Origin of the sequence: Thermus sp. (assembly GCF_037444525.1) — a bacterium.
Lineage (GTDB): Bacteria > Deinococcota > Deinococci > Deinococcales > Thermaceae > Thermus.
Map to the genome: position 1 here is coordinate 15,028 of NZ_JBBIMD010000014.1, position 26,394 is coordinate 41,421.

Annotated in this window: 24 protein-coding genes and 3 tRNA genes; 13 read left to right on the forward strand and 14 right to left on the reverse strand. The window is 67.0% G+C overall.

The window, feature by feature from the left end:
- Positions 1–28: 28 nt before the first annotated feature.
- Positions 29–721, reverse strand: a complete 693-nt coding sequence (locus WKI94_RS03555) for a hypothetical protein (RefSeq protein WP_337844427.1) — start codon at positions 719–721, stop codon at positions 29–31.
- 61 nt (positions 722–782) lie between these two features.
- Here WKI94_RS03555 and WKI94_RS03560 point away from each other — a divergent pair, with 61 nt between their 5' ends.
- Together WKI94_RS03560 and WKI94_RS03565 are read left to right on the forward strand one after the other, a co-directional pair.
- On the forward strand, positions 783–2,228 hold the full coding sequence (locus WKI94_RS03560) for a tetratricopeptide repeat protein (protein ID WP_337844404.1): 1,446 nt from the start codon (positions 783–785) through the stop codon (positions 2,226–2,228).
- A gap of 3 nt (positions 2,229–2,231) precedes the next feature.
- Positions 2,232–3,035 (forward strand): SAM-dependent chlorinase/fluorinase, encoded by an 804-nt coding sequence (locus WKI94_RS03565; RefSeq protein WP_337844405.1) that lies wholly within the window; start codon positions 2,232–2,234, stop codon positions 3,033–3,035.
- Here the strand turns inward: WKI94_RS03565 and surE are convergent.
- The 3 genes from surE to WKI94_RS03580 all read right to left on the reverse strand — a co-directional run bounded on the left by surE (position 2,976) and on the right by WKI94_RS03580 (position 4,595).
- Positions 2,976–3,749: a 5'/3'-nucleotidase SurE gene (gene surE, locus WKI94_RS03570; protein ID WP_337844406.1), complete on the reverse strand. Its 774-nt coding sequence runs from the start codon at positions 3,747–3,749 to the stop codon at positions 2,976–2,978. The genes WKI94_RS03565 and surE overlap by 60 nt on opposite strands.
- Before the next feature lie 61 nt (positions 3,750–3,810).
- Positions 3,811–4,017, reverse strand: a complete 207-nt coding sequence (locus WKI94_RS03575) for a cold-shock protein (RefSeq protein ID WP_337844407.1) — start codon at positions 4,015–4,017, stop codon at positions 3,811–3,813.
- 113 nt (positions 4,018–4,130) lie between these two features.
- Positions 4,131–4,595 (reverse strand): peptidylprolyl isomerase, encoded by a 465-nt coding sequence (locus WKI94_RS03580; protein WP_337844408.1) that lies wholly within the window; start codon positions 4,593–4,595, stop codon positions 4,131–4,133.
- Positions 4,596–4,666: 71 nt separating this feature from the next.
- Here WKI94_RS03580 and cysK point away from each other — a divergent pair, with 71 nt between their 5' ends.
- Positions 4,667–5,581 (forward strand): cysteine synthase A, encoded by a 915-nt coding sequence (gene cysK / locus WKI94_RS03585; RefSeq protein ID WP_337844409.1) that lies wholly within the window; start codon positions 4,667–4,669, stop codon positions 5,579–5,581.
- Positions 5,582–5,658: 77 nt separating this feature from the next.
- Here cysK and WKI94_RS03590 read toward each other — a convergent pair whose 3' ends face one another.
- From WKI94_RS03590 to WKI94_RS03610, 5 genes are read right to left on the reverse strand one after another with little or no spacing between them, the layout of a single operon-like run.
- Positions 5,659–6,294 (reverse strand): outer membrane lipoprotein carrier protein LolA, encoded by a 636-nt coding sequence (locus tag WKI94_RS03590; protein WP_337844410.1) that lies wholly within the window; start codon positions 6,292–6,294, stop codon positions 5,659–5,661.
- A complete protein-coding gene (locus WKI94_RS03595; protein WP_337844411.1) occupies positions 6,291–7,037 on the reverse strand; it encodes a hypothetical protein in 747 nt (248 codons plus the stop codon). Before WKI94_RS03595 ends, WKI94_RS03590 begins: the two co-directional genes overlap by 4 nt.
- Before the next feature lie 9 nt (positions 7,038–7,046).
- Entirely contained in the window at positions 7,047–8,168 is a 1,122-nt protein-coding gene (locus WKI94_RS03600; protein WP_337844412.1) for an ABC transporter permease, read from the reverse strand.
- The gene (gene ccmA, locus WKI94_RS03605; protein ID WP_337844413.1) at positions 8,165–9,019 is read right to left on the reverse strand and encodes a heme ABC exporter ATP-binding protein CcmA; all 855 of its coding nucleotides are present in this window, start codon (positions 9,017–9,019) and stop codon (positions 8,165–8,167) included. Before ccmA ends, WKI94_RS03600 begins: the two co-directional genes overlap by 4 nt.
- Positions 8,997–9,581 (reverse strand): TetR family transcriptional regulator, encoded by a 585-nt coding sequence (locus tag WKI94_RS03610; protein ID WP_337844414.1) that lies wholly within the window; start codon positions 9,579–9,581, stop codon positions 8,997–8,999. Before WKI94_RS03610 ends, ccmA begins: the two co-directional genes overlap by 23 nt.
- A gap of 84 nt (positions 9,582–9,665) precedes the next feature.
- On the opposite strand from WKI94_RS03610, the gene WKI94_RS03615 reads away from it, so the two are divergent.
- Entirely contained in the window at positions 9,666–11,201 is a 1,536-nt protein-coding gene (locus WKI94_RS03615) for a carboxypeptidase M32 (RefSeq protein WP_337844415.1), read from the forward strand.
- A gap of 59 nt (positions 11,202–11,260) precedes the next feature.
- Here the strand turns inward: WKI94_RS03615 and groL are convergent, their stop codons facing one another.
- From groL to WKI94_RS03640, 5 genes are all read right to left on the reverse strand, one after another.
- Positions 11,261–12,892: a chaperonin GroEL gene (gene groL / locus WKI94_RS03620; RefSeq protein WP_337844416.1), complete on the reverse strand. Its 1,632-nt coding sequence runs from the start codon at positions 12,890–12,892 to the stop codon at positions 11,261–11,263.
- 11 nt (positions 12,893–12,903) lie between these two features.
- Positions 12,904–13,206, reverse strand: coding sequence for a co-chaperone GroES (groES, locus tag WKI94_RS03625; RefSeq protein ID WP_016328317.1), 303 nt, complete (start codon positions 13,204–13,206; stop codon positions 12,904–12,906).
- 98 nt (positions 13,207–13,304) lie between these two features.
- Positions 13,305–14,090, reverse strand: coding sequence for an RNA methyltransferase (locus tag WKI94_RS03630; protein WP_337844417.1), 786 nt, complete (start codon positions 14,088–14,090; stop codon positions 13,305–13,307).
- Positions 14,065–16,287, reverse strand: a complete 2,223-nt coding sequence (locus WKI94_RS03635) for a GNAT family N-acetyltransferase (protein WP_337844418.1) — start codon at positions 16,285–16,287, stop codon at positions 14,065–14,067. The genes WKI94_RS03630 and WKI94_RS03635 overlap by 26 nt, the downstream gene beginning before the upstream one ends.
- Before the next feature lie 4 nt (positions 16,288–16,291).
- Positions 16,292–16,564, reverse strand: a complete 273-nt coding sequence (locus tag WKI94_RS03640) for a hypothetical protein (RefSeq protein WP_337844419.1) — start codon at positions 16,562–16,564, stop codon at positions 16,292–16,294.
- Positions 16,565–17,026: 462 nt separating this feature from the next.
- Here WKI94_RS03640 and WKI94_RS03645 point away from each other — a divergent pair, with 462 nt between their 5' ends.
- From WKI94_RS03645 to WKI94_RS03685, 9 genes are all read left to right on the forward strand, one after another.
- The gene (locus WKI94_RS03645) at positions 17,027–18,295 is read left to right on the forward strand and encodes a glucose-6-phosphate isomerase (protein WP_337844420.1); all 1,269 of its coding nucleotides are present in this window, start codon (positions 17,027–17,029) and stop codon (positions 18,293–18,295) included.
- A 24-nt stretch (positions 18,296–18,319) separates the two neighbouring features.
- Positions 18,320–19,909, forward strand: coding sequence for a phosphoenolpyruvate carboxykinase (ATP) (gene pckA, locus WKI94_RS03650; protein WP_337844421.1), 1,590 nt, complete (start codon positions 18,320–18,322; stop codon positions 19,907–19,909).
- Positions 19,910–20,053: 144 nt separating this feature from the next.
- The gene (locus tag WKI94_RS03655; protein ID WP_337844422.1) at positions 20,054–21,871 is read left to right on the forward strand and encodes a heme o synthase; all 1,818 of its coding nucleotides are present in this window, start codon (positions 20,054–20,056) and stop codon (positions 21,869–21,871) included.
- A 9-nt stretch (positions 21,872–21,880) separates the two neighbouring features.
- The gene (gene coxB, locus WKI94_RS03660) at positions 21,881–22,894 is read left to right on the forward strand and encodes a cytochrome c oxidase subunit II (protein WP_337844423.1); all 1,014 of its coding nucleotides are present in this window, start codon (positions 21,881–21,883) and stop codon (positions 22,892–22,894) included.
- Positions 22,895–22,905: 11 nt separating this feature from the next.
- Positions 22,906–25,281 (forward strand): cytochrome c oxidase subunit I, encoded by a 2,376-nt coding sequence (gene ctaD, locus WKI94_RS03665; protein ID WP_337844424.1) that lies wholly within the window; start codon positions 22,906–22,908, stop codon positions 25,279–25,281.
- Between the two features lie 56 nt (positions 25,282–25,337).
- The gene (locus WKI94_RS03670) at positions 25,338–26,060 is read left to right on the forward strand and encodes a hypothetical protein (RefSeq protein WP_337844425.1); all 723 of its coding nucleotides are present in this window, start codon (positions 25,338–25,340) and stop codon (positions 26,058–26,060) included.
- A 14-nt stretch (positions 26,061–26,074) separates the two neighbouring features.
- Positions 26,075–26,150, forward strand: a tRNA-Lys gene (locus tag WKI94_RS03675).
- Positions 26,151–26,152: 2 nt separating this feature from the next.
- A tRNA-Glu gene (locus WKI94_RS03680) sits at positions 26,153–26,227 on the forward strand.
- A gap of 1 nt (position 26,228) precedes the next feature.
- A tRNA-Val gene (locus tag WKI94_RS03685) sits at positions 26,229–26,305 on the forward strand.
- The last annotated feature ends 89 nt before the right edge of the window (positions 26,306–26,394 follow it).

Genomic DNA, 26,394 nt, shown 5'->3' on the forward strand with positions numbered 1-26,394 from the left:
TTCGCTTGGGTGGGGGTCCAGGAGGGACTTACTTCAGCTTGGCCAACTCTTGCCGGGCCCGCTCCTGGTCGTAGCGGTCCGCGGCGGTCTTGGCGGGGAGGGAAAGGGCCACCTCCAGCTGCTTTCTGGCCTCCTCCTTCTTGCCCCAAGCCGCCAGGACCTTGGCGTACTCCACCCGGTGGATGATGACCGCGGGTTCCAGGGCGATGGCCTTTTGCATGAGAGGCTCCACCTGGCCTCGGTCCGCCCCTTGGGTGGCCGCCACCAGCCAGCCCTTCTGCACCAGCTCAAAGTGCCAGAGGGCTAGGGCCACCATGGCTCCCGCGTGGTTGGGGTTGAGCTTCAGGGTCTTTTCCAGGTCGCCCCGGATCCGGGGGGCGAGGCCTTCGGCCAGGGCCTCGAGGATCCCCTTGTACTGGGAAAGCCGCCCCAGGGCCCGGGCCCGCTCAAAGTACCCTTCGGGGTAGTTGGGGTCCTTGGCGATGGCCTGGCTCGCCGCCTTCTCTCCCTTTTCAAACCAGGCCCGCTTTTCCCCTTCGGGGGCCTGGTAGAGGGCGTAGAAGGTGGCCGCTTGGGCCGCCAGGGCCAGGGCCTCCGCGGTGCCCGCACCCAGGCCCGCCTCGTAGGCCTCCCGGTACCTGCCCGCATCCAAAAGGCTACCGATGGAGCCCTGGGCCAAGGCCAGGGCCAGGAAGAGGATAAGCAGGGGCCAACGCTTCATGGGGTTCACCCGGGCGGGATTATACCAGGTCCAAGCCTAAAGGGGCTGTAGACTGGGGGCCATGAGGGCCATTTGGGCGATGGCGGTGGGGTTGGGCTTGGCCCTGGCCCAAACCGCCCAGGAGTATTCCGCGCGCTGCCTGCGTTTTTACCAGACCGGGGCCCTGGAAAGCGCCAGGGCCACCTGCGAGCTGGCCCTGGCGAGCGAGCCTGGGTTCAAGCCGGCCTTAAGGCTTCTCGTGCGCATCCACCTGGAGGAAGGCAACCTGGCGGAGGCCCGGGCTCACCTGGAGCGCCTGGGGGAGGATCCGGAGGCCCCCCTCCTCCGGGGGCGGCTTTACCTCTTGGAGGGGCGGTTTCGGGAGGTCCTGGATCTGCCCCTTCCCGAAACCCCCGAGGGGCGCTTCCTGAGGGCCCGCGCCCTGGAGGGCCTAAAGCGCTACGAGGAGGCCCTGAAGGAGGCGGAGGGGCTTCCGCCCACGGGGGAGGTCCGCCTCCTTTCCGCCCGGCTCCTCCTGGCCCTGGGGCGGCCAGAGGAGGCCCTGGGCCGGCTTGGGATGGGCCTCGAGGAGGAGGTCCTGCGGGGGCGGCTCCTCTTCCTTTTGGGCCGGCCTGGGGAGGCGGCGGCCCTTTTGGAGGAGGTCCTCCCCCGCCTCACCCAAAGCCCGGCCCTCTACCGGGAGGCCCTCGCCACCCTCACCTGGGCCTACCTGGGCCAGGGGGACTGGGGCCGGGGCCTTGCCGCCTTGGGCCAGCTTGCCCGGGTGGTGAACCTGCCCGCCCTCTTCCTGGCCAAGGCCTGGCCCTGGCTCTTGGCCCTGCTCCTCTTTTTGGTCCTGGTCCTTTACGGGGAAAGCCGCATTGAGCCCCTGCGCACGGTGGAGATGGTCCCCGAGGCCTGGCCGGGCCCGGGGACCCTCCTCCTCCAGGCCCTGGCCGTCCTGGCCCTGGCCCTGGCTGTGGCCCTCTTCTGGGGCAAGGGCGTGTACGGGAACCTTTTCGCCCTGGCCACCCCTCACCAGGCGGGGGAGGTGCTCCCCCTTTTCTACTTGACCTACGGCCTTCTTCTCCTGGGGGTGGTGCTCCTTTTCCACCGTCCGCTTCTTCCCCGTCTCCTCGGGCCTTGGTCCGCCTGGACCGAGGGGTTTCCTGTAGGGGTTTTGCTCCTCCTTTTCCTCTTTCTGTTTGGGCTGGTGCGCCCTTTCCTCGGCCTTCCCACCCTGCCCCTCCACCTCCTCACCTTCCTGGGCCTAAGCCTCATGGAGCCCTTCTTCCGGGGGCTCGTGCCCCGGGCCTACGGGGAGCGGTACCGCGAGCTTGGGCCCTACCTTTCCGCCCTCCTTTATCCCCTCCTCCTTCCAGGGCCCACGGTGCTCCTCCTCCTCCTAAGCGCGGGCCTCCTCTGGCTTAGGCCCCGGGTCCAGGGGACCTTGGGCCTGGGCCTGGGGTTTGTGGTGGCGGGGGTGGTCCTCGCCCTTTTCCCCCCTGCCTGGCTCCGGCGCCTTTAGGCCATGCGCCCCGTCTTCTTCCTCTCGGACTTCGGCCTCGAGGACCCCTACGCGGGGGTGGTGCGGGCAGTCCTCCGGGCGCGGGCCCCAGGGGCCAGGGTGGTGGACCTAGCCCACGGCCTCCCCCCAGGCGACCTGCGCCGGGCGGCCTACGCCCTCTTTGAGGCCCTGCCCTACCTGCCGGAAGGGGCGGTGGTCCTGGCGGTGGTGGACCCCGGGGTGGGAACGGAAAGGCGGGCCATCGCCGCCCTAGGCCGGCGCCTCTACGTGGGCCCGGATAACGGCCTCTTCACCCTGGCCTGGCGCCTGGACCCACCCCGAAGGGCCTTCAGCCTGGAAGGGGTAAGGCCCCCTAAGCCCCAAGGGATAGACCCCCTTCTGGGCTGGGCCCCCGGGGGGCACACCTTCCACGGCCGCGACCGCTTCGCCCCCGCCGCGGCCCATCTGGCCTTGGGCCTTGCCCCGGAGGCCTTGGGGCCCGAGGTCCCCGTGGAAGCCCTGGTGCGCCTGCCCCTCGCCCTTGGCCCCGGGCCCCGGGGGGAGGTCCTCACCTTTGACCGCTTCGGGAACGCCATCGCCACCCTCACCCAGGCCCCCCTGGGGGGGTGGGTTAGGGTGGGGAGGCATAGGGTCCCCATCCGCCGCACCTTTGGGGATGTGCCCGTGGGCCAGGCCGTGGCCTACCTGGGAAGTGGGGGGCTTTTGGAGATCGCCCTAAACCGGGGAAACGCCCGGGAGGCCCTCAGGCTAGTGGAGGGGATGGAGGTCCGCTTCGAGGCGCTCCCTCCAGGCGGCGAGCCTCTCTAGGAGGCCGTAGGCGGTGAAGTCCAGGCTCACGGGGGTGAGGGAGATGTACCCCCGCCGCACGGCGAAGAGGTCCGTCCCCTCCTCCTCCTCCCCCACAGGGGTCCCGGCGATCCAGTAGTAGGGCCGGCCTTCGGGGTCCAGCCGCTCCACCACCGTGTCCTCGTAGCGGTGGGTGGAAAGCCGGGTGACCATGACCCCTTTGGGCTTCCCCGGTGGGAAGTTCACGTTGAGGAGCACCCCCTTGGGCAGGCCTTCCTCCGCCACCAGCCGGGCGATGCGCACCGCCCAGCGGGCGGCCTCCGTGAAGTTCAGCTCCTCTCCGGAGGTGTCCAGGCTGAAGGCGATGGAGGGGATGCCCAGGGAGGTTCCCTCCAGGGCTGCGGCCACGGTGCCCGAGTGGGTGAGGTCCAGCCCTAGGTTGACCCCGATGTTGATCCCCGAGACCAAGAGATCGGGCCGGCTCAAAAGGTGCACCCCCAGCACCACGCAGTCCGCGGGGGTGCCGTCCACCCGGTAGGCGGGGATCTCCCCGAAGCCCGCGCTTTGGGTGTGCTTAAAGCGCAAGGGGCGCCGCACGGTGATCCCGTGGCCCACCGCGGACTGCTCCACGTCCGGGGCCACCACGTAGACCTCCCCCAGCGCGGCCATGGCCAGCCCCAAGGCCTTGATGCCTGGGGAGAAGATGCCGTCGTCGTTGGTCACCAGGATGCGCATGCCCTAAGCCTATAACGCAAAACCCGCGGGGGGCTTACCCCCGCGGGCGGAAAGGGCTCCTTTAGATGCGGCGGACCTTCTTGGCCTGGGGGCCCTTGCCGCCCCGGCCAGGCTCCACCTCAAACTCCACCTGCTCGCCCTCGTTCAAGGTGCGAAAGCCTTCGGCTTCAATGGCGCTGAAGTGCACGAACACATCGGGCCCTTCTTCCTGCTGGATGAACCCGTACCCCTTTTCCGCGTTGAACCACTTAACGGTACCCTTCTTCATGCTTCTCCTTCGTCCGCAAAAACCCGTGGGTTTTCCGGGGACTCCTTATCATGGCATGGAAAAGAAAAAAGGTCAAGCCCTTAAGGGGCCTGACCTCGGCCTCGGCTTAGGGTTTAGTGGTGCCCGCCCTCGTGCACGTGCCCGTGGAGGAGTTCCTCGGGGGTGGCCTCCCTAACCTTCACCACCTCCACCTGGAAGTCCAGGTCCTTGCCCGCCAGGGGGTGGTTGAAATCAATGGTGACCTCCTCCCCCTGGACCTCCACCACGGTGAGGGGCATGGGGTTGCCCTCCATGTCCTGGGCGTAGAACTGGGCCCCGGGGACCACCTCTGCGTCCTCGGGGAAGGCGGAAAGGGGGACCACCTGGACCCCTTCGGGGTCGTGGGGGCCGTAGGCCTTCTCCGCAGGCACCCGGACCGAGAGCTTCGCCCCCTCCTCCTGGCCCTCCAGGGCCTCCTCGAGGCCCCGGATCAGGTTGCCGTGGCCGTGGAGGTAGGCCAGCTCCCCCTGGTCCAAAACCTCACCCTCCACCTGGAGGGTGTAGCGAATGGTGATGACCTTGTCCTGTTCAACCTTCATCGCGCTTCCTTTCGCAAGCTTAGGCTTGCTCCTCCCATTTTACCAAACCCGGCCGGTCTATAGTGGGAGGCATGCGGGTGGAGGAGGTCATCGGAAGGACCCCGGTGGTGCGCCTTCTTAAGGTGGTGGAGCCGGACATGGCCGAGGTGTGGGTGAAGCTGGAGGGCTTAAACCCCGGGGGCTCCATCAAGGACCGGCCCGCCTGGTACATGATCAAGGACGCGGAGGAAAGGGGCCTCTTAAGGCCGGGCTCGGGCCAGGTCATCGTGGAGCCCACAAGCGGCAACACGGGCATCGGCCTGGCCATGATCGCCGCAAGCCGCGGCTACCGGCTCATCCTCACCATGCCTGCCCAGATGTCGGAGGAGAGGAAGCGCACCCTTAGGGCCTTCGGGGCGGAGCTTGTCCTCACCGACCCCGAAAGGCGGATGCTGGCGGCGAGGGAGGAGGCCCTGAGGCTCAAGGAGGAGCTTGGGGCCTTCATGCCCGACCAGTTTGCCAATCCCGCCAACGTCCGCGCCCACTACGAGACCACGGGGCTCGAGCTCTACCAGGCCCTGGAGGGGCGGGTGGACGCCTTCGTCTACGGCTCAGGCACGGGGGGGACCATCACGGGGGTGGGGCGCTACCTGAAAGAGCGCATCCCCGGGGTCAAGGTCTACGCGGTGGAGCCCGCCCGCTCCAACGTGCTCTCCGGGGGGAAAATGGGCCAGCACCAATTCCAGGGCATGGGCCCGGGCTTCATCCCCGAGAACCTGGACCTCAGCCTTCTGGACGGGGTCATCCAGGTCTGGGAAGAGGACGCCTTTCCCCTGGCCCGCAGGCTTGCCCGGGAGGAGGGGCTTTTCCTAGGGATGAGCTCGGGGGGGATCGTGTGGGCCGCATTGCAGGTGGCGAGAGAGCTCGGCCCCGGCAAGCGGGTGGCCTGCATCAGCCCAGACGGGGGGTGGAAGTACCTGAGCACCCCCCTCTACGCGGAGGGCTAAGTACCCCACCGAGGCTTTCGCTTCGGTGGAGGCCCCAGAACAAAGGTCAAGGTAGCCTGGCGGCGTCTATGGGGTGCTCAGCGCCGCACCACCTGGGCGTCCTTGGGGTAGCGCTTCAGGTCCTGGGCCCGGAGGGGGGTCTTTTTGAGGGCCACCACCCTTAGATCGGCCAGGGTCTTGCCCCCCTCATCCCGGAAGAGGAAGCGCACGGGACGCGGGTCGGTCTTGAGCACGTAGAGGACGGCCTCCTGGAAACCCAGGCGTTCCTTGGCCTTCCCTCGAAGCCGCCAGACCACCCCCTCGGGGAGGGTTTCCTCCCCCTCCAGGATGAAGGCCACCTTTTCCGAAAGGGCCTTCAGGTCGCCGAAGGCCTGGGGGCTAAAGCCTAGGTTCTGGACCTGGGCCTTCTCCTTGGGAGCGATGATGAGCTGGTTGGTGAGGTAGAGGTAGTTCCAGACCTCTTTCTCCGTGACCACAGTGAAGTTCCCTTCCAGGGCGCCGGGTTCTAGAAACTCTATGCGGAACACCTTCTCCGCAGGCACCGCGTAGACCTTAGCCCTCAGGGTTTCCTCCCCGGAGGGGCCCTGGATCTGGCCCTGGACCTCGGCCTGCCACGGAGTGGAGAGGTTCTTCTCCACCATCTCCAGGATGGCCTCGGGGCTTTGCGCCAGGGCCAGGGCCGAGAGGAAAAGGAGCCACCAAGGGGTTCTCATTCCATCCACCTCCAAACGTAGCGGACCCAGAGGTAGGGGGCCTCCTTGTACCCCGCCTCCACCCCCAGGTCCCCCACCCATGCGGAAAGGCTACCCCGCCAAGGGTAGGCCAGGGTGAGGGCCAGGCTAAGGTCCGTGAGGAAAAGCCGGGCCTCCATCTCTGTGATCCCCCCCAGGCGCAGGGCAAGGTCCAGCACGTCCATCCCCTCCCCCACCTCCCCCTTCCAGCCCAGGAAGAGGTAGGGCCCCTCTGGGGCCAGGCCCGCCCCCAGGGTGTAGGTGGCCTCCCGGCGGAGGGCGTAGCTCCCTTCCAGCCGGTGGGGCTCCCCCCACTCTAAGAGGGCGCTCACGACCCCTTCCCCCGCCCGGTAGCGAAGGGCGGTCTGGCCGAAAAGCCCCCCCTCGGGGAAAAGGGGCGGGTGGCTTTGAGGCCGGTAGCCGAGCCTTAAGGAAAGGGCCAAAGGCCCTGCACCCCCTTCCGCGTAGAGGAGGCCGCCGAGGCCCTCACCCCCCTCCAGCCGGCCCCCGTAGCGCACATACCCCAGGGGCCCCAAGGCCAGGTTCCCTTCCAGGCCCGCCCCCAGCCAGGGCCACTGGGCGAGGAGGCTGAAACGGGCCTCCCCCAGGCCCTCCTCCAGGACCAGGGTGGGGGTGGCCGCCCCCTGGGCCAGGTACCCCCCGGCCTCGAGGCTTCCCGCCAAGGCCACGCCCCATAGGACCATCCCAAGCGCTAACCTCTGCACGGCCACCTCCTACACCGCCACCTGGCGGCGGAACCTCTTGGCCGCCAGGAAGAGCACCAGCCCGGAGAAGAGGAGGAGGGCAAGGAGGTGGGGCCACAAAACCCCAAGCCCCTGGCCCTTAAGGAGCACCCCCCTCAGGGTCTCTATGAGGTACCGGGCGGGCACCAAATAGGAGAGGAGGCGGAAGAAGGCTGGCATCCCCTCAATGGGGAAGACGAAGCCCGAGAGGAAGATGGTGGGGAAGGCGTAGGCGAAGGTGCCGAACACCGCCTGCACCTGGGTGCGGGCCAGGGTGGAGATGAGAACCCCCACCGCCAAGGAGCCCAGGACGAAGAGGAACATCCCAATAAGGAGCACCCCCACGCTCCCTTGCACCGGCACCCCGAAGACCCAGTGCCCAAGGAGGAGGACCAAGAGGGCCACAAAGAAGGCGATGCCCAGGTAGGGGAGGACCTTGCCCAGCACCACCTCGTGGGGGCGCAAGGGGGAGGCCAGGAGGGCTTCCATCATGCGGCTTTCCTCCTCCCGCACGATGGAAAGGGCGGTGAGGAGTACGGTGAACTGGGTGAGGATGAGGCCGATGATCCCGGGGATCATGAACCAGGCCGTCTTGTTCTCGGGGTTATAGAGGGTGTGCAGGGTGGGGCTTAGAGGGGGCAGCGCCGCCTCCCCCGAAAGGGCCCGGCCCAAGAGGATTCGCGCGTTCACCTCCTGGATGGCCCGGCGCAACAGGGCCTGGGCCTGGAAGGCGAAGTTGGGGTCGCTGCCGTCCAGGTAGATCTCCAGCTGGACCGTTTCCCCCGCCCGCACCTTTTCCAGGGCCCCAGGGGGGATGACCACCCCCACCCGGGCCCGGCCTTGGTCCAGGCTCCTCCTCACTTCCTCTGGGGTGGCCGCCTCGAGGACCACCCGGAAGCGCTCTTCCCGGGTGAGCTCCTGGAGAAGGGTTTCGCTGATGCGGTCTTTGGAGCCGTCGTGGACGCTTAGGGGAATCCCCGTGAGGGTGAAGTTGATGGCGTAGCCGAAGAGGAGGAGCATCAGGGTGGGGAGGAGGACGATGAGCCGCGGCAGGACCTTGTCCCGCCGGATCTCCAAGAGTTCTTTTTCCGCCAGGGCTAGGATCCGGTTCATGCCGCCTCCTGGGTGAGGAGGAGGAAGACCTCCTCCAGGCTGGGGAAGGCCCGTTCCCCCCGGGGGATGGGGGTTCCCTTCCTGACCGTGATCCGCACCCCCTCGCCGCTGGGCCAGGCGTCCAGCACCCCGCCCCAGGTCCGGACCTCCTCCAGGGGGGCCTGGACGAAGTAGAAGTCCGCCCGCTCTTGAGCCAGGGCCTTGAGGGCCATGGGGGTGCCCTCGGCCAGAATCCGGCCCCGGTGGAGGAGGGCCAGGCGGTGGCAGCGCTCCGCCTCGTCCATGTAGTGGGTGGTGACCAGGACCGTGGCCCCCCGCTGGGCCTCGAGGTGGACGAGGTCCCATATGGCCCGCCGGGAAAGGGGGTCCAGCCCGGTGGTGGGCTCGTCCAGGAGGAGCACCTCTGGCCGGTGGACCACCGCCTGGGCCAGGGCCAGCCGTTGCCTCCACCCCCCGGAGAGGTGGCCGGCCAGGGTCTGGGCGTAGGGGCGAAGCCCGAACCGCTCCAAGGCCTCCTCTGCCAGGGCCTTGGCCTCCTTCCCCCGGTAGAGGCGGGCCCGGAAGAGGAGGTTTTCCCAGACGGTGAGGGTGCGGTAGAGGCTCTGCTCCTGGGTGGCGTAGCCGATGCGGGCCTTGACCCCTTGGGGGTCTTTCAGCACGTCCAGGCCCGCCACGCGGACCCTTCCCCCATCGGGCTTAAGCACCCCGGTAAGGATGCGCACCAGGGTGGTCTTGCCGGCCCCGTTGGGCCCGAGGAGGCCGAAGACCTCCCCCGGCCGCACGGAGAGGCTCACCCTCTCCAGAGCCTTCACCTGTCCAAAGCTCCGGCTAACCTCTTCGGCGTGGACCATGTCTGCCCTCCAGGTATCCCCGAACATAGGCCTCGGGGTCTAGGGGGAAGCGCACCCCCAAGGCCTCCCCCAGGAGGAAGCGGGCGAAGAGGGGCCCTAAAAAGGCCAGGGCCAGCTCCTCGGGGGGCTCGTCCCTTCGCAGTTCCTCCGTTTCCTGCTTGGCCTGGAAAAAGCCCACCACCTGCCCCAGCGCCTCCACGATTCCCTCCGGGACCCCCTCGCCCCGCAGCTCGGGGTGGCGCAGGAGCTCGGAGAGGAGCTTGGGCAGGAAGGCCCGGTGGGCCTCGAGGAGGCCCAGGTAGCTTTCCAGAAGCCTAAGGAGCCCTTCCTCCACCGGGGTCTGGGGGTCGGGAGGGATGAGGGGCGGGGCCAGGTCCTTCAGGGCTTCCCGCAGGAGGGCCTCCTTGGAGCGGAAGCGGCGGAACAGGGTGACCTCGCTCACCCCCGCCCGCTCCGCGATGGCCCGGGTGGTGGCTCCCTTGTAGCCCCGCTCCGCCAAAAGCTCCAAGGCGGCTTGGAAGAGGCGGCGGCGGGTGGGGTCCCCCTCAGTAAGCAAGTGCATACTTACGGGGCCAGTCTACCCCCGCGCCCCGGCGGGGGTCAACGGTTTAAGGCCCCCGCAAGGCCTTCTTGGTAGGATGGACCCGTGAAACCAGAAGACGCTTATAAGGAGCTTCTCGCTTGGCAGAAGGAGACCGCCTATCTGGCCTCCCTGGGGGCCCTGGCCGCCTGGGACCAGCGGACCATGATCCCCCGGAAAGGGCACGAGCACCGGGCGCGGCAGATGGCCGCCCTGGCCCGCCTCCTGCACCAGCGGGCCACCGACCCCCGCATCGGGGCGTGGCTGGAGAGGGTGGAGGGGAGCCCCCTGGTCCAAGACCCCCTCTCCGACGAGGCGGTGAACGTGCGGGAGTGGCGCCAGGCCTACGAGCGGATGCGGGCCATCCCGGAAAGGCTTGCGGTGGAGCTTGCCGAGGCGGAAAGCGAGGCGGAAAGCTTCTGGGAGGAGGCCCGGCCTAGGGACGACTGGGAGGGCTTTTTGCCCTATCTCCGACGGGTCTTCAGCCTCACGAGGGAGAAGGCGGAGATCCTCTTCGCCCTCCCCCCTGCCCCTGGGGACCCGCCCTATGGGGAGCCTTACGATGCCCTCCTGGACGGGTACGAGCCGGGCATGCGGGCCCGGGACCTGAAGCCCCTTTTCGCCGAGCTCCAAGAGGGGCTAAAGGGGCTTTTGGACCGCATCCTGGGAAGCCCTAGGCGCCCCGATGCCGCCCTCCTCCACCGGACCTACCCCAAGGAGGCCCAGCGGGCTTTCGCCTTGGAGCTCCTAGGGGCCTGCGGCTACGACCTCGAGGCGGGCCGCCTGGACCCCACCGCCCACCCCTTTGAGATCGCCATCGGCCCGGGGGACGTGCGCATCACCACCCGCTACTTTGAGGACTTCTTCAACGCAGGGATCTTCGGCACCCTGCACGAGATGGGCCACGCCCTCTACGAGCAGGGCCTGCCCAAGGAGCACTGGGGCACCCCGAGGGGGGAGGCGGTTTCCTTGGGGATCCACGAGTCCCAAAGCCGTACCTGGGAGAACCTGGTGGGCCGCTCCCGGGGCTTTTGGGAGCGCTTCTTCCCCCGGGCTAAGGAGCTTTTCCCCAGCCTTGGGGATGTTTCCCTGGATCGGTTCCACTTCGCCATCAATGCCGTGGAGCCCTCCCTCATCCGGGTGGAGGCGGACGAGGTGACCTACAACCTCCACATCCTGGTCCGCCTTGAGCTGGAACTGGCCCTCTTCCGGGGGGAGCTTGCCCTGGAGGACCTCCCCGAGGCCTGGGCGGAGAAGTACCGGGCCCACCTGGGCGTGGCCCCCAAGGACTATAGGGACGGGGTCATGCAGGACGTGCACTGGTCCGGGGGGCTTTTCGGCTACTTCCCCACCTATACCCTGGGCAACCTCTACGCCGCCCAGTTTTTCCGGAAGGCTGAGTCTGACCTCGGCCCCCTGGAGCCCATGTTTGCCCGGGGGGCCTTTGCGCCCTTTCTGGACTGGAGCCGGAGGAACATCCACCAGGAAGGAAGCCGCCTCCGCCCCCGGGCCCTGGTGGAAAAGGTCACGGGGGAGCCCCCTTCCGCCCGGGCTTTCCTGGAGTACCTCGAGGCCAAATACCGCGCCCTTTACGGCCTTTAGCCCTTAGGGCACGAAAAACCCCCCCCGGGGCCTCCCCGGGGGGGTTGGCCTTCTGGCCCTTAGAAGTCCATCTCCCCGGCGCCCGCGGGGGCGGGGGTGGACTCCTTCTTCTCGGGCTTCTCCGCCACCACGGCCTCCGTGGTGAGGATGAGGGCGCCGATGGAGGCGGCGTTCTGCAGGGCGGAGCGGGTCACCTTGGCGGGGTCCACGATGCCCGCCTCCACCATGTCCACGAACTCCCCAGTGGCGGCGTTGAAGCCAAAGCGGAGGTTCTTGGTCTCGGAGAGGATCTTCTGCACCATGACGGAGCCCTCGTAGCCGGCGTTCTCCGCGATCTGGCGGGCGGGCTCCTCCAGGGACCGGCGCACGATCTTGGCCCCGGTGGCCTCGTCCCCTTCCAGCTTCTGGATGAGCTCCTCCACCGCGCTGATGGCCCGGAGAAGGGTCACGCCGCCGCCGGGGACGATCCCCTCCTCCACCGCGGCCCGGGTGGCGGAGAGGGCGTCCTCAAAGCGGTGCTTCTTCTCCTTGAGCTCGGTCTCGGTGGCGGCGCCCACCCGGATCACGGCCACGCCGCCCGCCAGCTTGGCCAGGCGCTCCTGGAGCTTCTCCTTGGCGTACTCGCTGTCGGTGGTCTCCAGCTCCTTCTTGATGGCGTTGATCCGGGCCTCGATGTCCTCCTTCTTGCCCTTGCCGCCCACGATGGTGGTCTCGTCCTTGGTGATCCGCACCCGTTCGGCCCGGCCCAGCATGGAGAGGGTGGCGTTCTCCAGCTTGAAGCCAAGCTCCTCGGAGATCACCGTGCCGCCGGTGACCGCGGCGATGTCCTTGAGCATCTCCTTGCGGCGGTCACCGAAGCCGGGGGCCTTCACCGCAGCCACGTTCAGGGTGCCCCGGAGCTTGTTCACCACCAGGGTGGCCAGGGCCTCGCCCTCCACATCCTCGGCGATGAGCAGGAGGGGCTTACCGGTCTGAGCCACCTGCTCCAGGATGGGCAGGAGCTCCCGCACGTTGGAGACCTTCTTCTCCACGATGAGGATGAAGGCGTCCTCCAGGACCGCCTCCATGGCCTCGGGGTTGGTGATGAAGTAGGGGGAGATGTACCCCTTGTCAAACTGGTACCCCTCCACGAACTTCAGCTCGGTCTCCAGGCTCTTGGACTCCTCAACGGTGATGATCCCCTCCTTGCCCACCTTCTCCATGGCGTCGGCTATGAGCTTGCCCACGTCGGGGTCATTGGCGGAGATGGTGGCCACCTCCTCAATCGCCTTCCGGTCCTCCACAGGGATGGCCAAGGAGCGGATCTTTTCCACCGCGGCCTCCACCGCCTTCTCAATGCCCCGCTTGAGGGCCAGGGGGTTGGCCCCGGCGGCCACGTTCTTCAGGCCCTCCCGCACGATGGCCTGGGCCAAGACGGTGGCGGTGGTGGTGCCGTCGCCGGCCACGTCGTTGGTCTTAGAGGCCACCTCCTTGAGGAGCTGGGCCCCGATGTTCTCCAGGTGGTTCTCCAGCTCAATCTCCTTGGCCACCGTCACCCCGTCTTTGGTGATGGTGGGGGAGCCGAACTTCTTCTCCAGGACCACGTTCCGGCCCCTGGGGCCCAGGGTCACCTTCACCGCATCGGCCACCGCGTTGACGCCGCGCTCCAGCGCCCGGCGAGCCGCCTCGTCAAACACCAGGATCTTCGCCATACCTCACCTCCTTAGGAAAGGACCGCCAAGAGGTCCCGCTCGGAGAGGATCACGTACTCCTCACCGTCGATCTCAATCTCCGTGCCGCCGTACTTGGCGAAGACCACGATGTCCCCCTCCTTGACCTCGAGGGGCACCTTCTGGCCGTTCTCCAGGACGCGGCCCGTGCCCACCGCGATCACCTTGCCCTTCTGGGGCTTCTCCTTGGCGGTGTCGGGCAGGACGATGCCGCCTTTGGTCTTCGGCTCCTCCTCAATCCGCTTGACCACCACGCGGTCACCTAGGGGTTTGATCACGGTCTTCACCTCCGCCATACCCACTCCCTCCTTTGACGCTCAAAGGGTGAGAGTGTCAAGCCAAGGGTCATTATTCCGGGCCCCCTCGGCGTTTGTCAAGGGGGTTGAGGCTTCCCTTATAAACCCCGCTGCCTTAGGGCCTCATAGAGGAGGAGGGCCGCGGCCACGGAGACGTTGAGGCTGTCCGCCACCCCGCGCATGGGGATGCGCACCCGGGCCTCCGCCCGCTCCAGCCAGGCCTCGCCCAGGCCCCGGTCCTCCGCCCCCACCAAAAAGGCCACCCCGCTTCGGTAGTCCTCCTCCCAGTAGAGCCGCTCCCCCCTAGGGCTTGCGGCCACGGTCTTCAGGCCCCGCTCCTTGAGGAACTGGGCAAGCTCCGCCTCCGAGACGGGGAGCACAGGGAGGTGGAAGGGCACCCCGGTGGCGTTGTGGACCACCTGGGGGCCGTAGGGGTCCGCTCCCCCGGCCACCAGGACCAGGTGGGCCCCGGCTGCGTCCGCGCTCCTTAAGATAGCCCCCAGGTTCCCGGGCTTCTCCACCCCGATGGCCGCGAGGACCAGGGGGTTTTCCGGCAAGTGGACCTGGGAGAGGCGCCTTTGGGGAATGGGGAAGGCGGCCAGGACCTGGGCGGGGTTTTCCCGGGTGGAGACCTTTTGCAGGGCCCTTTTGGAAAGGAGGAGGACCTCCTCGGCCCTCCCCATGAGGGCCCTTTCCTCCGGCCCCGCCTTGGGCCCGAGAACCAGGACCCTAGGCCTAAGCCCCGCGGAAAGGGCCCTCTCCACCTCCCTTAGGCCCTCCACCAGGAAAAGGCCCTGTTCCTTTCGGCCCCGCCTTTCCTTGAGCTCGGCCAGGGCCTTCACCCGGGGGTTCTTGGGGCTAGCGATTTCCCAAACGGAGGGCATAGCGGACAATCCTCGCGCCTCTAAGCTCCAGCTCCATCTCCTCCACCTCCGGCAACTCCTCCAATAGCCGGGAGAGGCGGAGGAGGATCTCCCGGTAGGGGGCGGGGTCTACCCCTGCGGCCTTGAGGGGGCCTAGGAGCTCCTCCGCGTCCTTCTCCGTGAGGGGGGAGAGGCGCTGGCCCAAGGGCTGGTCCCCTAGGGGCGTGGGGAGGAGGAGGGTGAGGACGGGGCCGAAGAGGGGGTGGGGCTCGGTCTTCAGCTTCAGATGGAGGCCCTCCCCCTCCCCTAAGGGGAGGCCAAAGGCCTTTAGGAGTTCCCCTTCCTCCAAGGGGCCCTCCAGGAGCTTCCGGGCCCGATCCACCTCGAGGTCTTGGAAGTCGGGGAAGTGGAGGGGTTCGGCCCGCCAGCGGGCGTAGCCCCAGGCCCGGGCCAGGGCGATGGCCGCGGACTCGGGGAAGCGGTAGAGGGGGACCTCCCCCTGGAGCCGGGCCCGGATGCCCGCCTCCCCCATGACGCAGGCCATGAGGAGCTTCTCCCCCCCTTGGGCGTTTAGGAGTGGCCTTAGGGCCTCCTCGCTGGAGGCGAAGCCCATGGGCACGTGGAGGAGAAAGACCGTGCTCGCCTCGGAGGAGAGGGCCTCGGCCACCGCCTTCTCGTAGTCCTCCCCCCTGGCGGTGGAGCCCAGGTCCACGGTCTCCACGGCAAGCCCCCCCTCCTTTAGGGCCTCCAGGGCCAGGTTGGAGGGCCCGGAGGCGTTGGCGATGAGCTGGACCCGCTCGTTCTTGGGGAGCTTCCCCGTGGCCAGGAGGGCGGCCACGTCAAAGGCCTCCTCGAGGCTGTTGGCCCGGATGACCCCTGCCTGGGCGAAGAGGGCCCGCACCAGGGGGTCGCGGGAGGGGTGGACCGCCAGGATGGGCTTCTTCTTCCCGATCCTCCGGGCCAAGCGGGAAAAGCGCCGGGGGTTGCCGAAGCTTTCCAGGTAAAGGAGGATGAGGCCCGTGCGCTCGTCCTCCTCCCAGAACTGGAGGAGGTCGTTGGAGGATAGGTCGGCCTTGGCCCCCAAGGAGGCGAAGGCGGAAATCCCCAGGCCCATCCCCTCCGCGTAGGCCATGACCGCCCGTCCCAGGGTGCCGGACTGGCTGGAGATGGCAAGCCCCCCCGCCCTAGGCAGGGGGACGAGCCCCGCGGCCAGGCGCACCTCGGGGTGGGTGTGGACAAGCCCCAAAGAGCCTGGCCCCAAAAGGCGCATGCCCTGCCTTCGGGCAAGCTCGGCCAGCTCCGCCCCCTCCTTGGGGCTGAAGCCGGTGGTGAGGACGATGGCCGCCCGCACCCCCCTCCGCCCCGCCGCCCTCAAGACCGAGGCCACCCGTTCCTTGGGCACCGCGATCACCGCCAGGTCCACGGGAAAGGGGAGGCTTTCCAGGCTGGGGTAGGCGAGAAGGGGCCCCACCGTGCCCCCCGGCTCAATGGCCTCGTTTACCGGGAAGACCGGCCCCTGGAAGCGCCCCAGGACCAGGTGCTCCAGCACCCGGTAGCCGATGCTTTCGGGGTCGCGGCTTGCCCCCACCACCGCCACCCCCCGGGGGAAGAAGAAGGGGTGGAGGCTGGCGATGGTGGAGACCTTCTCCCGCCATTCAAAGCGTTCCGCCGTCTTTTCCTCCATAAGGATGGGGAAGCGCACCTCCACCTCTCCCCCTTCCCGGTGGGCCTCCACCTGGAAGCCGCTTTCCTGGAAGACGGAGAGCATCTTCTGGTTTTCCGAGAGGGTGAAGGCCTGGAAGAGGCGCACCCCCCGCTTGGCGGCGATGAGGGCGAGCCTTTCCAGGAGGAGGGTCCCAAGGCCTTTCCCCTGGTAGGCCTCGTCCACCAGAAAGGCCACCTCCGCCGTGTCTTCTCCTCTTACCCGCACGTACTCCCCCGTGGCCACGATCCTAGGAGGGTCCCCGGCCAGGACGATGAGGGTCACCTTCTCCTCCTCGGGGCGGGCGGAAAGGAGGAGATCTGCGGCCTTCTCGGGGCTGATGGGGGAGAAGAAGCGCATCCTTAAGGTTTCCGGGGAGAGCCGGCTTAGGAACTCCACGAAAAGGGCCTTGTCCTTGGGGGTGGCCCGGCGGAGGAGGGCGGTGCGGCCGTCCTTGAGGAGGACGGGGCCCTCCTCGAGGCCGTGCTGGGGGGTGGGCGGGGGCACGTAGCCCATGCTTCTATTCTCCCCCAAAGCGCAAGGGCTCGTATCCCCGCACCACTTGGAGGCGCAGGCCGTGGACCAGGAGGACCCCTTTGAGCCCTAGGGCCCGCTGGAGCCCCGGGGGGATGCCGAAGGCCCTTTCCGCGGCCTGGGTGACCAGGAGGTAGGTGCTCCCCGGGGGTGCTGGGGGCGGGACTTGGGGTGAAGCGGGCGAGGAGGGTGAGGGCCCTTTGGAGGTGGGCCCGGCCCCGGCCCAGGGGAAGCCGCTCCTTTCCCAGGGAGAGCCCAAAGGCCACCCCCTGCCGCTCGGCCTCCAGGAGGAGCCAGGCGGCCAGGCTCGCCGCGTGGTCCGGGTAGGCTGGGTGGAGGCTTTGGCCGTCCAGGTGGACCCCCCTTTCGGATATTCAGATGCATACTCACTCCACCGCCCTGAGCACCTGACCGATCCCCAAGCCCCGCGCCGAAAGCACCTGCGCCACCAGGGGAAAGGCCAGGACCCACGCCCACACCTGCCTCTCCCCCGTCCGGGGAAGACTGGAAAGGCGGTGAGGGCCTGGAGGGGGGTTTGGAGGGGGAGAAGTAGACTGGGTATGGGGGTCTTGGGTGGGGTCATAAGGACCAAAGACCCCCTTTCCTTTTGTCCTGTCAAGGTCTATGCGGGTGAATAACCGAAAGGGGGGTCATAAGGCCATGATAGCAGGCCATGATAGCCCCGGTCTTTAGGGGTGGGTCAAGCTGGTAACATACCCCCATGTTGCGCCTGGACACCCGCTTCCTCCCGGGCTTTGGGGAGGCCCTCCGCCAAAACGCCCCCCGCCTCCTCAAGGCCCGTTCGGCCCTCCTGGCCCGGAAAGGGGAGCCCCAAGCCATGCTCGGTTGGCTGGATCTCCCCGAGGACACGGAGACCTTAAGGGCCGTTCGCCGTTACCGGGAGGCGAACCCTTGGGTGGAGGACTTTGTCCATATCGGCATCGGAGGAAGCGCACTCGGCCCTAAGGCCCTCGAGGCCGCCTTTGGGGACGGGCGGGTGCGTTTCCACTTCGTGGACCACGTGGAGCCCGAGCCCCTACGGGCCCTCCTCGCCCGGCTGGATCCCAGGAAAACCCTGGTGAACGTGGTCTCCAAGTCCGGGGCCACCGCCGAGACCCTGGCCACCTTCTTCCTTTTCCTCCGCTGGCTGCAGGAGGCCCTGGGAGAGGGGTGGCGCCGCCATGTGGCCGTGACCACCGACCCCCATGGGGGCCCTTTGCGGGCCTTTGCCGAAGGGGAGGGTCTTAAAAGCTTCCCCATCCCCGAGGCCGTGGGGGGGCGGTTTTCCGTCCTTTCCCCGGTGGGCCTCCTCCCCTTGGCCTTCGCCGGGGTGGACCTCGAGGCCCTCCTTGCCGGGGCCAGGAAGGCCAACGCCCAGGCCCAGGGGCCCCTGGAGGAGGCCCTTCCCCTCCACACCGCCCTCCTCCAGGACCTCCACCGGGACCGGCCCGTCAGCGTCTTCATGGTGTACTCGGAAAGGCTCAAACACCTCCCCTTTTGGTTCGTCCAGCTCCACAGCGAGTCCCTGGGCAAGCGGGACCGGGAAGGGAGGAGGGTGGGTACCACCGCCCTCCCTGCCCTGGGCCCCCAGGACCAGCACGCCCAGGTGCAGCTTTTCCGCGAAGGCCCCCCCGACAAGCTCATCGCCCTTCTCATCCCGGAAAACCCGGTGGCGGACCTGGAAATCCCCGAGGTGGAGGGCCTGGAGGCTGTGGCCTACCTCCAGGGTAAGACCTTCCACCGCCTCCTCCGGGCCGAGGCCGAGGCCACCTACCAGGCCTTGGCCGAGGCCGACCAGAAGGCCTACGCCCTTTACCTGGAACGGGTGGACCCCTACGGGGTGGGCTGGCTCCTTCAGCACCTCATGTGGCAGACCGCTCTTCTTGGGGAGCTTTGGGGGGTGAACGCCTTTGACCAGCCGGGAGTGGAGCTGGGCAAGCGGCTCACCCGGGCTTTCTTGGAGGATGGAAGCGTGGAAACCAGCTTGTGATACCCTGAACATGAGGAGGCTGGCATGGAGCGCCTGGAGCCCCTTGGGATATATCCAAAGAAGAAGGTTTTCTGGAACACCACCTCTCCCGCCCTGGTGGAGCACACCCTGGCCCGGGGGGAAGGGATTCTGGCCCACAAGGGGCCTTTGGTGGTGGACACCACCCCTTACACGGGCAGAAGCCCCAAGGACAAGTTCGTGGTCCAAGACCCCGAGGTGGAGGGGGAGATCTGGTGGGGGGAGGTGAACCAGCCCTTTGCCCCCGAGGCCTTTGAGGCCCTCTACGCCCGGGCCACCGCCTACCTATCCGAGCGGGACCTCTACGTCCAGGACCTCTACGCGGGGGCTGAAAAGCGCCACCGCCTGGCGGTGCGGGTGGTGACGGAAAGCCCCTGGCACGCCCTCTTCGCCCGCAACATGTTCATCCTCCCCCGCCGCTTCCCCGAGGACGATGAGGTGGAGCGCTTCACCCCCGGCTTCACCGTGGTCCACGCCCCCTACTTCCTGGCAGAGCCCGAGCGGGACGGCACCAGAAGCGAGGTCTTCGTGGGCATCAGCTTTCGGAAGCGGGTGGTCCTCATCCTGGGCACTCGATATGCGGGAGAGATCAAGAAGAGCATCTTCACCGTGATGAACTACCTCATGCCCAAGAGGGGCGTCTTCCCCATGCACGCCTCCGCCAACGTGGGGAAAGAGGGAGACGTGGCGGTCTTCTTTGGGCTTTCCGGCACCGGCAAGACCACCCTCTCCACCGACCCCGACCGGCCCCTCATCGGGGACGACGAGCACGGCTGGAGCGAGGAGGGGGTCTTCAACTTTGAGGGGGGGTGCTACGCTAAGGTCATCCGCCTTTCCCCCGAGGACGAACCCCTCATCTATAAGGCCTCCAACCAGTTTGAGGCCATCCTGGAAAACGTGGTGCTGAACCCGGAAAGCCGCCGGGTGGAGTGGGACGACGACTCCAAGACAGAAAACACCCGCGCCTCCTACCCCATCGCCCACCTGGAGAACGTAGTGGAGTCCGGGGTGGCGGGCCACCCCAAGGCCATCTTTTTCCTTTCCGCGGATGCCTACGGGGTTCTCCCCCCCATTGCCCGGCTTTCCCCCGAGCAGGCCATGTACTACTTCATCTCCGGCTACACCGCCCGGGTGGCGGGCACCGAGCGGGGGGTGACGGAGCCCAAGGCCACCTTCTCCGCCTGCTTCGGGGCTCCCTTTCTCCCCCTCCATCCTGGGGTTTACGCGGAGATGTTGGGGGAGAAGCTCCGCCGCCACCGTCCCCGGGTCTACTTGGTCAACACGGGCTGGACTGGGGGGCCCTACGGGGTGGGCCGCCGCTTCCCTCTCCCCGTGACCCGGGCCCTCCTGCGGGCCGCTCTCTCCGGGGCGTTGGAAGGGGTGCCCTACCGGAAAGATCCGGTATTTGGCTTTGAGGTGCCCCTCGAGGCCCCCGGGGTGCCGCGGAAGCTTTTGGACCCCCGCGCCACCTGGGCTGACCCCGAGGCTTACGACCGGCAGGCCCTGAGGCTTGCCCGGCTCTTTCAGGAAAACTTCGCCAAGTACGCGGACGGGGTTCCCGAAGCGGTGCGGAAGGCGGGGCCAAGGACGGAGTAGTCTGCGAAACCCCTTGCCAAATAGGGGCAAGGGGTATTAGGCTTCCCCCTGGGTGAAGTAAGTGGTAGGGACAAATGTACTTGGCTGGGGATGTCCTACCCTTGGCATAATAGCAAGCACAACCGTCTTGGGGGACGGAGCCCTATGAACAAGACCCGCCTAGACCGCTACGCCTGGGGTGTCCTCGTGTGGAACGTCCTGGTGGCCCTCTTTGGGGCCTATGTGCGGGCCACGGGGGCGGGAGCTGGGTGCGGAGCTCACTGGCCCACCTGCAACGGGGAGATTATCCCCCGGGCGCCCCAGGTGGAGACCCTCATTGAGTTCACCCACCGAGCCACCTCGGGCCTGGCCTTCCTCTCGGTCCTGGCCCTTCTCCTCCTGGCCTTCCGCTTCCTCCCCAAGGGCCACCCGGCCCGGCTGGGGGCAGGGCTTTCCTTCCTGTTCATGATCACGGAAAGCCTGGTGGGGGCTTCCCTGGTCCTCTTCGGTTGGACCGCCCACAACACGAGTGCGGAAAGGGCCGTGGTCCAGATGGTCCACCTGGCCAACACCTACCTGCTCCTGGCTGCCTTGGCCCTCACCGCCTGGTGGGCCTCCGGGGGAGCCCCTTTGCGCCTCAGGGGACAGGGGGCGGTGGGAGGGGCCCTCCTCCTGGGTTTCCTGGCCCTCCTCTTCCTGGGGATGAGCGGGGCGGTGACCGCCCTGGGGGACCTCCTCTTTCCCGTGCGGAATACCCTCGAGGCTCTGGAGCGCTCCCTTACCCCGGGAGAGCATTTCCTGGTGCGCCTTAGGGTTCTCCACCCCCTGATTGCGGTGAGCGTGGGGCTCTACGTGGTCTTCGCCGGGTACCTGGTGGCCCACCTCCGCCCCTCCCCCCTGGCCCGCCGCCTGGCCCACGCCCTGGCCTACCTCTACGGGGTCCAGCTCCTGGCGGGCCTGGTGAACGTTTGGCTCAAGGCCCCGGTTTGGATGCAGATCCTCCACCTTTTCCTGGCCTACGGGGTCTGGCTCCTCTTTCTCTTCCTGGCTGCGGCTGCCCTGGCCCAGGGGGCCCGGCGGGTGGAGCTGGGGGAAGGGGGCGGGGAGGCCCACCGGGGCACGGGGGGGGCCACCTGGAAGGACTACCTGGCCCTCACCAAGCCCCGGGTCATCAGCCTCCTCCTCCTCACCGCCCTTTTCGCCACCTTTATGGCCGCCCGGGGCTGGCCCGGCCTCAAGCTCTTCCTGGTGGTGGCCCTGGGGGGGTACATGATGGCGGGGGCGGCCAACGCCATCAACATGGTCATAGACCGGGATATTGACGCGAGGATGAAGAGGACCTCGAGGCGGCCCACCGTCACCCAGAAAATCTCCAGTCGGGACGCCCTCCTCTTTGCCTTCCTCCTGGCCCTGCTAGCCTTTTTCATCCTCTGGTGGGGCGCCAACCTCCTTTCGGCCACCCTGGCCCTCATGGGGCTCATCTGGTACGTTCTGGTCTACACCCTCTACCTCAAGCGCCGCACCTGGCACAACATCGTCATCGGGGGGGCGGCGGGGGCTTTTCCGCCCCTGGTGGGCTACGCCGCGGTGACGGGGGAGCTTGGCCTCTTCGCCTGGTACCTCTTTGCCCTCATCTTCTTCTGGACCCCCGTCCACTTCTGGGCCCTGGCCCTCATGATCCAAGACGACTACCGGGCCGTGGGGGTGCCTATGCTTCCCGTGGTCCTGGGCGAGAGGATCACGGTGCTCCAGATCGCCCTCTACGCGGTGCTCACCGCCCTTATCTCCCTTATGCCCCTTCTCTTGGGGGAGCTCGGCCTCACCTACCTGGCCTTCAGCCTCATCCTTAACGGCTTACTTATCCTTAAAAGCCTGGCCCTCTACCGCCAGCCCGAGCGCAGGACGGCGGTTTCCCTGTATAAATACTCCATGCTCTACCTGGCCCTGCTCTTCGTGGCCATGGCGGTGGACCGGGCGCTATAGGGAGGGAAGATGAGAAGAACGCTAACGGCGATTGGTCTTTTGGGGTTCGCGTTGGCCCAGGAGGCCCACCGGGTGGCCATCACCCACCCGGCCTCCCCCGTAAACCGGGAAACCAACGGGCTTCTGATCTGGGTCCTGGCCTTTTCCGTCCTGATCTTTGGGGTGGTGGCGGGGTCTCTCGCCTACATCACCCTCAAGTTCCGGGCCAAACCTGGCCAGACGGGAGAGCCTCCGCAGATTCACGGCAACGACCGCTTGGAGGTCATCTGGACCCTCATTCCCTTGGCCATTATTTTCGTCCTCTTCGGCCTCACGGCCCGGGCCCTGATCCAGGTCAACAAGCCCATTCCAGGGGCCATAAAGGTGGAGGTCACGGGCTACCAGTTCTGGTGGGACTTCCACTACGCCGACCTGGGCCTTAGGAACTCTAACGAGCTCATCCTCCCCGCGGGGGTTCCGGTGACCCTGGAGGTCACCTCCAAGGACGTGATCCACTCTTTCTGGGTGCCGGGCCTTACAGGTAAGCGGGATGCCATTCCGGGACAAAAGACTCTTATCCACCTCACACCTGAAACCCCGGGCAACTACTACGGTTTCTGCGCGGAGCTTTGCGGCCCAAGCCATGCCCGCATGCTCTTCCGGGTCCTGGTGGTGCCCAAGGAGGAGTTTGACCGCTTCGTGGAGGCCGCCAAGGCCTACACCCCTCCAGTGGCCGATGCAAAGGGGCAGCAGGTCTTCCAGCAGAACTGCATGGCCTGCCACGGGGTCCAGGGACAGATGCCCCCTGCGGTCATCGGGCCGGAGCTAGGCTTTGTGGGGAACCGGGTGAGCCTGGCCGCGGGGATCGTGGACAACACCCCGGAAAACCTAAAGGCCTGGATCAAGGACCCGGCCTCCATGAAACCTGGGGTGAAGATGCCCAGCTTCCCCCAGCTTTCCGAGGAGGAGTTGGACGCCCTGGTGCGCTACCTGGAGGGGCTTAAGGTGGAGGGCCTGGACCTGAAGGCCCTACCCAAGTTCTAGGAGGTTAGGCGATGGCGATCACGGCACGTCCAAAGGCAGGGGTGTGGGCGGTCCTCTGGGACCTTCTCACTACGGTAGACCACAAGAAGATCGGCCTCCTCTACACGGCCACGGCCTTCTTCGCTTTTGCCCTGGCGGGGGTCTTCTCCCTCCTCATCCGGGCCCAGCTGGCCGTGCCCAACGCCGGCTTCCTCACCGGCGAGCAGTACAACCAGATCCTCACCCTGCACGGGGCCACCATGCTCTTCTTCTTCATCATCCAGGCCGGGCTCACGGGCTTCGGCAACTTCGTGGTGCCCCTCATGCTGGGGGCCCGGGACGTGGCCCTGCCCCGGGTGAACGCCTTCAGCTACTGGGCCTTCCTGGGGGCCATCCTCCTCGCCCTCATGAGTTTCTTCTTCCCCGGCGGGGCGCCTTCGGTGGGCTGGACCTTCTACTATCCCTTCTCCGTCCAGTCTGGGAGCGGGGTCAGCTTTTACATGGCCGCCATCCTCCTCCTGGGCTTCTCCAGCCTCCTCGGCAACGCCAACTTCATCGCCACCATCTACAACCTCCGGGCCCAGGGGATGGGCATGTGGAAGATGCCCATGTACGTCTGGAGCGTCTTCGCCGCCAGCGTCCTCAACCTCTTTAGCCTGGCGGGGCTCACCTCGGCCACCCTCGTCGTCCTATTGGACCGGAAGATCGGGCTTTCCTGGTTTAACCCCGAGATCGGGGGGGACCCGGTGCTCTTCCAGCAGTTCTTCTGGTTCTATTCCCACCCCACGGTCTACGTGATGCTCCTCCCCTACCTGGGCATCCTGGCGGAGGTGGCCTCCACCTTTGCCCGCAAGCCCCTTTTCGGCTACAAGCAGATGGTCTGGGCCCAGATGGGCATCGTGGTCCTAGGGACCATGGTCTGGGCCCACCACATGTTCTCCGTGGGGGAGTCCAACATCTTCCAGATCGCCTTTGCCTTCTTCACCGCCCTCATCGCCGTGCCCACGGGGGTGAAGCTCTTTAACCTCATCGGGACCCTCTGGGGCGGCCACCTGGAGATGAAGACTCCCCTCTACTGGGTGCTGGGCTTCATCTTCAACTTCCTCCTCGGGGGGATCACCGGGGTCATGCTCTCCATGGTCCCCCTGGACTACCACTTCCAGGACTCCTACTTCGTGGTGGCCCACTTCCACAACGTCCTCATGGCGGGCTCCGCCTTTGGGGCCTTCGCTGGGCTTTACTACTGGTGGCCCAAGATGACCGGGCGCATGTACGACGAGCGCCTGGGCCGCCTCCACTTCTGGCTTTTCCTGGTGGGCTACCTGGTCACCTTCCTCCCCCAGTACGCCTTGGGCTTCTTGGGCATGCCCCGGCGCTACTACACCTACAACGCGGACATCGCCGGCTGGCCTGAGCTGAACTTTATCTCCACCGTGGGCGCCTTCATCCTGGGCCTTGGGGGGCTCGTTTGGGTCTACAACATGTGGAAGAGCCTCCGCTCCGGGGAGAAGGCCCCCGCCAACCCCTGGGGCGGGTACACCCTGGAGTGGCTCACGGACTCCCCCCCCAAGGCCCACAACTTTGACGTGGCCTTGCCCAAAGAGTTCCCCTCTGAGCGCCCCCTCTACGACTGGGCCAAGAAGGGGGTGGAGCTGAAGGCGGAAGACCCCAGCCACATCCACCTGCCCAACAGCTCCTTCTGGCCCTTCTACTCCGCGGCCACCCTCTTCGCCTTCTTCGTTTCCGTGGCGGCCCTACCGGTGCCCAACGTCTGGATGTGGCTTTTCCTTGCCCTCTTCGCCTACGGCCTCATCCGCTGGGCCCTGGAGGACGAGTACAGCCACCCGGTGGAGCACCACACCCTTTCCGGCAAGTCCAACGCTTGGATGGGGATGGCCTGGTTCATCGTCTCGGAGGTGGGCCTCTTCGCCATCCTCATCGCCGGCTACCTCTACCTGCGCCTCACGGGGGCGGCCACGCCTCCTGAGGAGCGGCCTGCCCTGTGGCTTGCCCTCCTCAACACCTTCTTCCTGGTGAGCTCCTCCTTCACCGTGCACTTTGCCCACCACGACCTCCGCCGGGGCCGCTTCAATCCCTTCCGCTTCGGCCTCCTCGTCACCATCATCCTTGGGGTTCTTTTCTTCCTCTTCCAGGCCTACGAGTTCTACCAGTTCCACCACCACTCCAGCTGGCAGGAGAACCTCTGGACCGCCACCTTCTTCACCATCGTGGGCCTCCACGGCCTGCACGTGGTCATCGGGGGCTTTGGCCTGGTGCTGGCCTACCTCCAGGCCCTGAGGGGCAAGGTGACCCAGCACCAGCACGGGACCCTCGAGGCCGCCAGCATGTACTGGCACCTGGTGGACGCGGTCTGGCTGGTCATCGTCACCATCTTCTACATCTGGTAGGGTTCTTTTGCCCAACCGCCCCCGCCTTAGAGCGGGGGTTTGCTATTTCTTGAGGTATGCGCCTCCTGGTGGTGGATTTTGACTACTTCTTCCCCGTGCCCCAAAGGGGGGACGACCCCTTGGCCTCCCTTTTCGCCTGGGCTCACTTTGAAACCCCCTACCACCTGGGGGAGGTGTGGGAAGGAAGGGCCCTGGCCTTTCTCCTCCGGGGGCTCCCCCTTCCGGAGCCCCAAGGGTGGGAGGGGTTCTGGGAAAGGTTTTCCTTTGCCCCGGATGCACGGCTTTACTACGCGGACTCCAACGCCCTGGCCTTCCACCCCGGGGTGCGGGAGGGGGTGGAGGAGGTGATCCTCTTTGATGCCCATCACGACGCGGGCTACCGCCCCTTGGGGGAGGAGCCCGCCTGCGACGACTGGATGGTCTTCTACGCCCGGCAAGGGGCTAGGCTTCGGGTCTTCTACCCCCCCTGGCGGGACCCTGCCCAGGAGCCCGAGCCCCAGGTGCCCCTGGCGCGGGCTCTGGACCCAGGAGGGAAGGTGGAGGGGGTGTTCCACCGGGTCTTCCTCTGCCGCAGCGGGGCCTGGGTTCCCCCCTGGGCGGACGGGGCCTTTTTCCGCTTCCTGGGGGCGGCCCCCCTGCCCAAGGAGGCCCTGGAGTCCCTCCTGCCCCGCCCCTTTGACCTCGAGGCCTTGCGGAGGAGGGTGGGGGAGGAGGCCCTGGGCCTTTGGATCATGGAACGCCTCCTCCGCCCTGGACAAGGGCCCTCCTTTCCCCTATAATCACGAAGGCTTTGGGGCCGTTAGCTCAGCTGGCAGAGCAACCGACTTTTAATCGGTAGGTCGCAGGTTCGAATCCTGCACGGCCCACCAATGGCCCCATCGTCTAGCGGTTAGGACGCGGCCCTCTCAAGGCCGAAACGGGGGTTCGATTCCCCCTGGGGTCACCACGGGCGGCTAGCTCAGCCGGCCAGAGCGCTCGCCTTACAAGCGAGAGGTCGTAGGTTCAAGTCCTACGCCGCCCACCAGCTCCAGGACGCAAAGCTTCCCCCCACGGTAGCGTGGGGGGAAACCCTTTAGCCGGTTTATCAGCCGGTCTATCCGTTCAGGCTTGGGC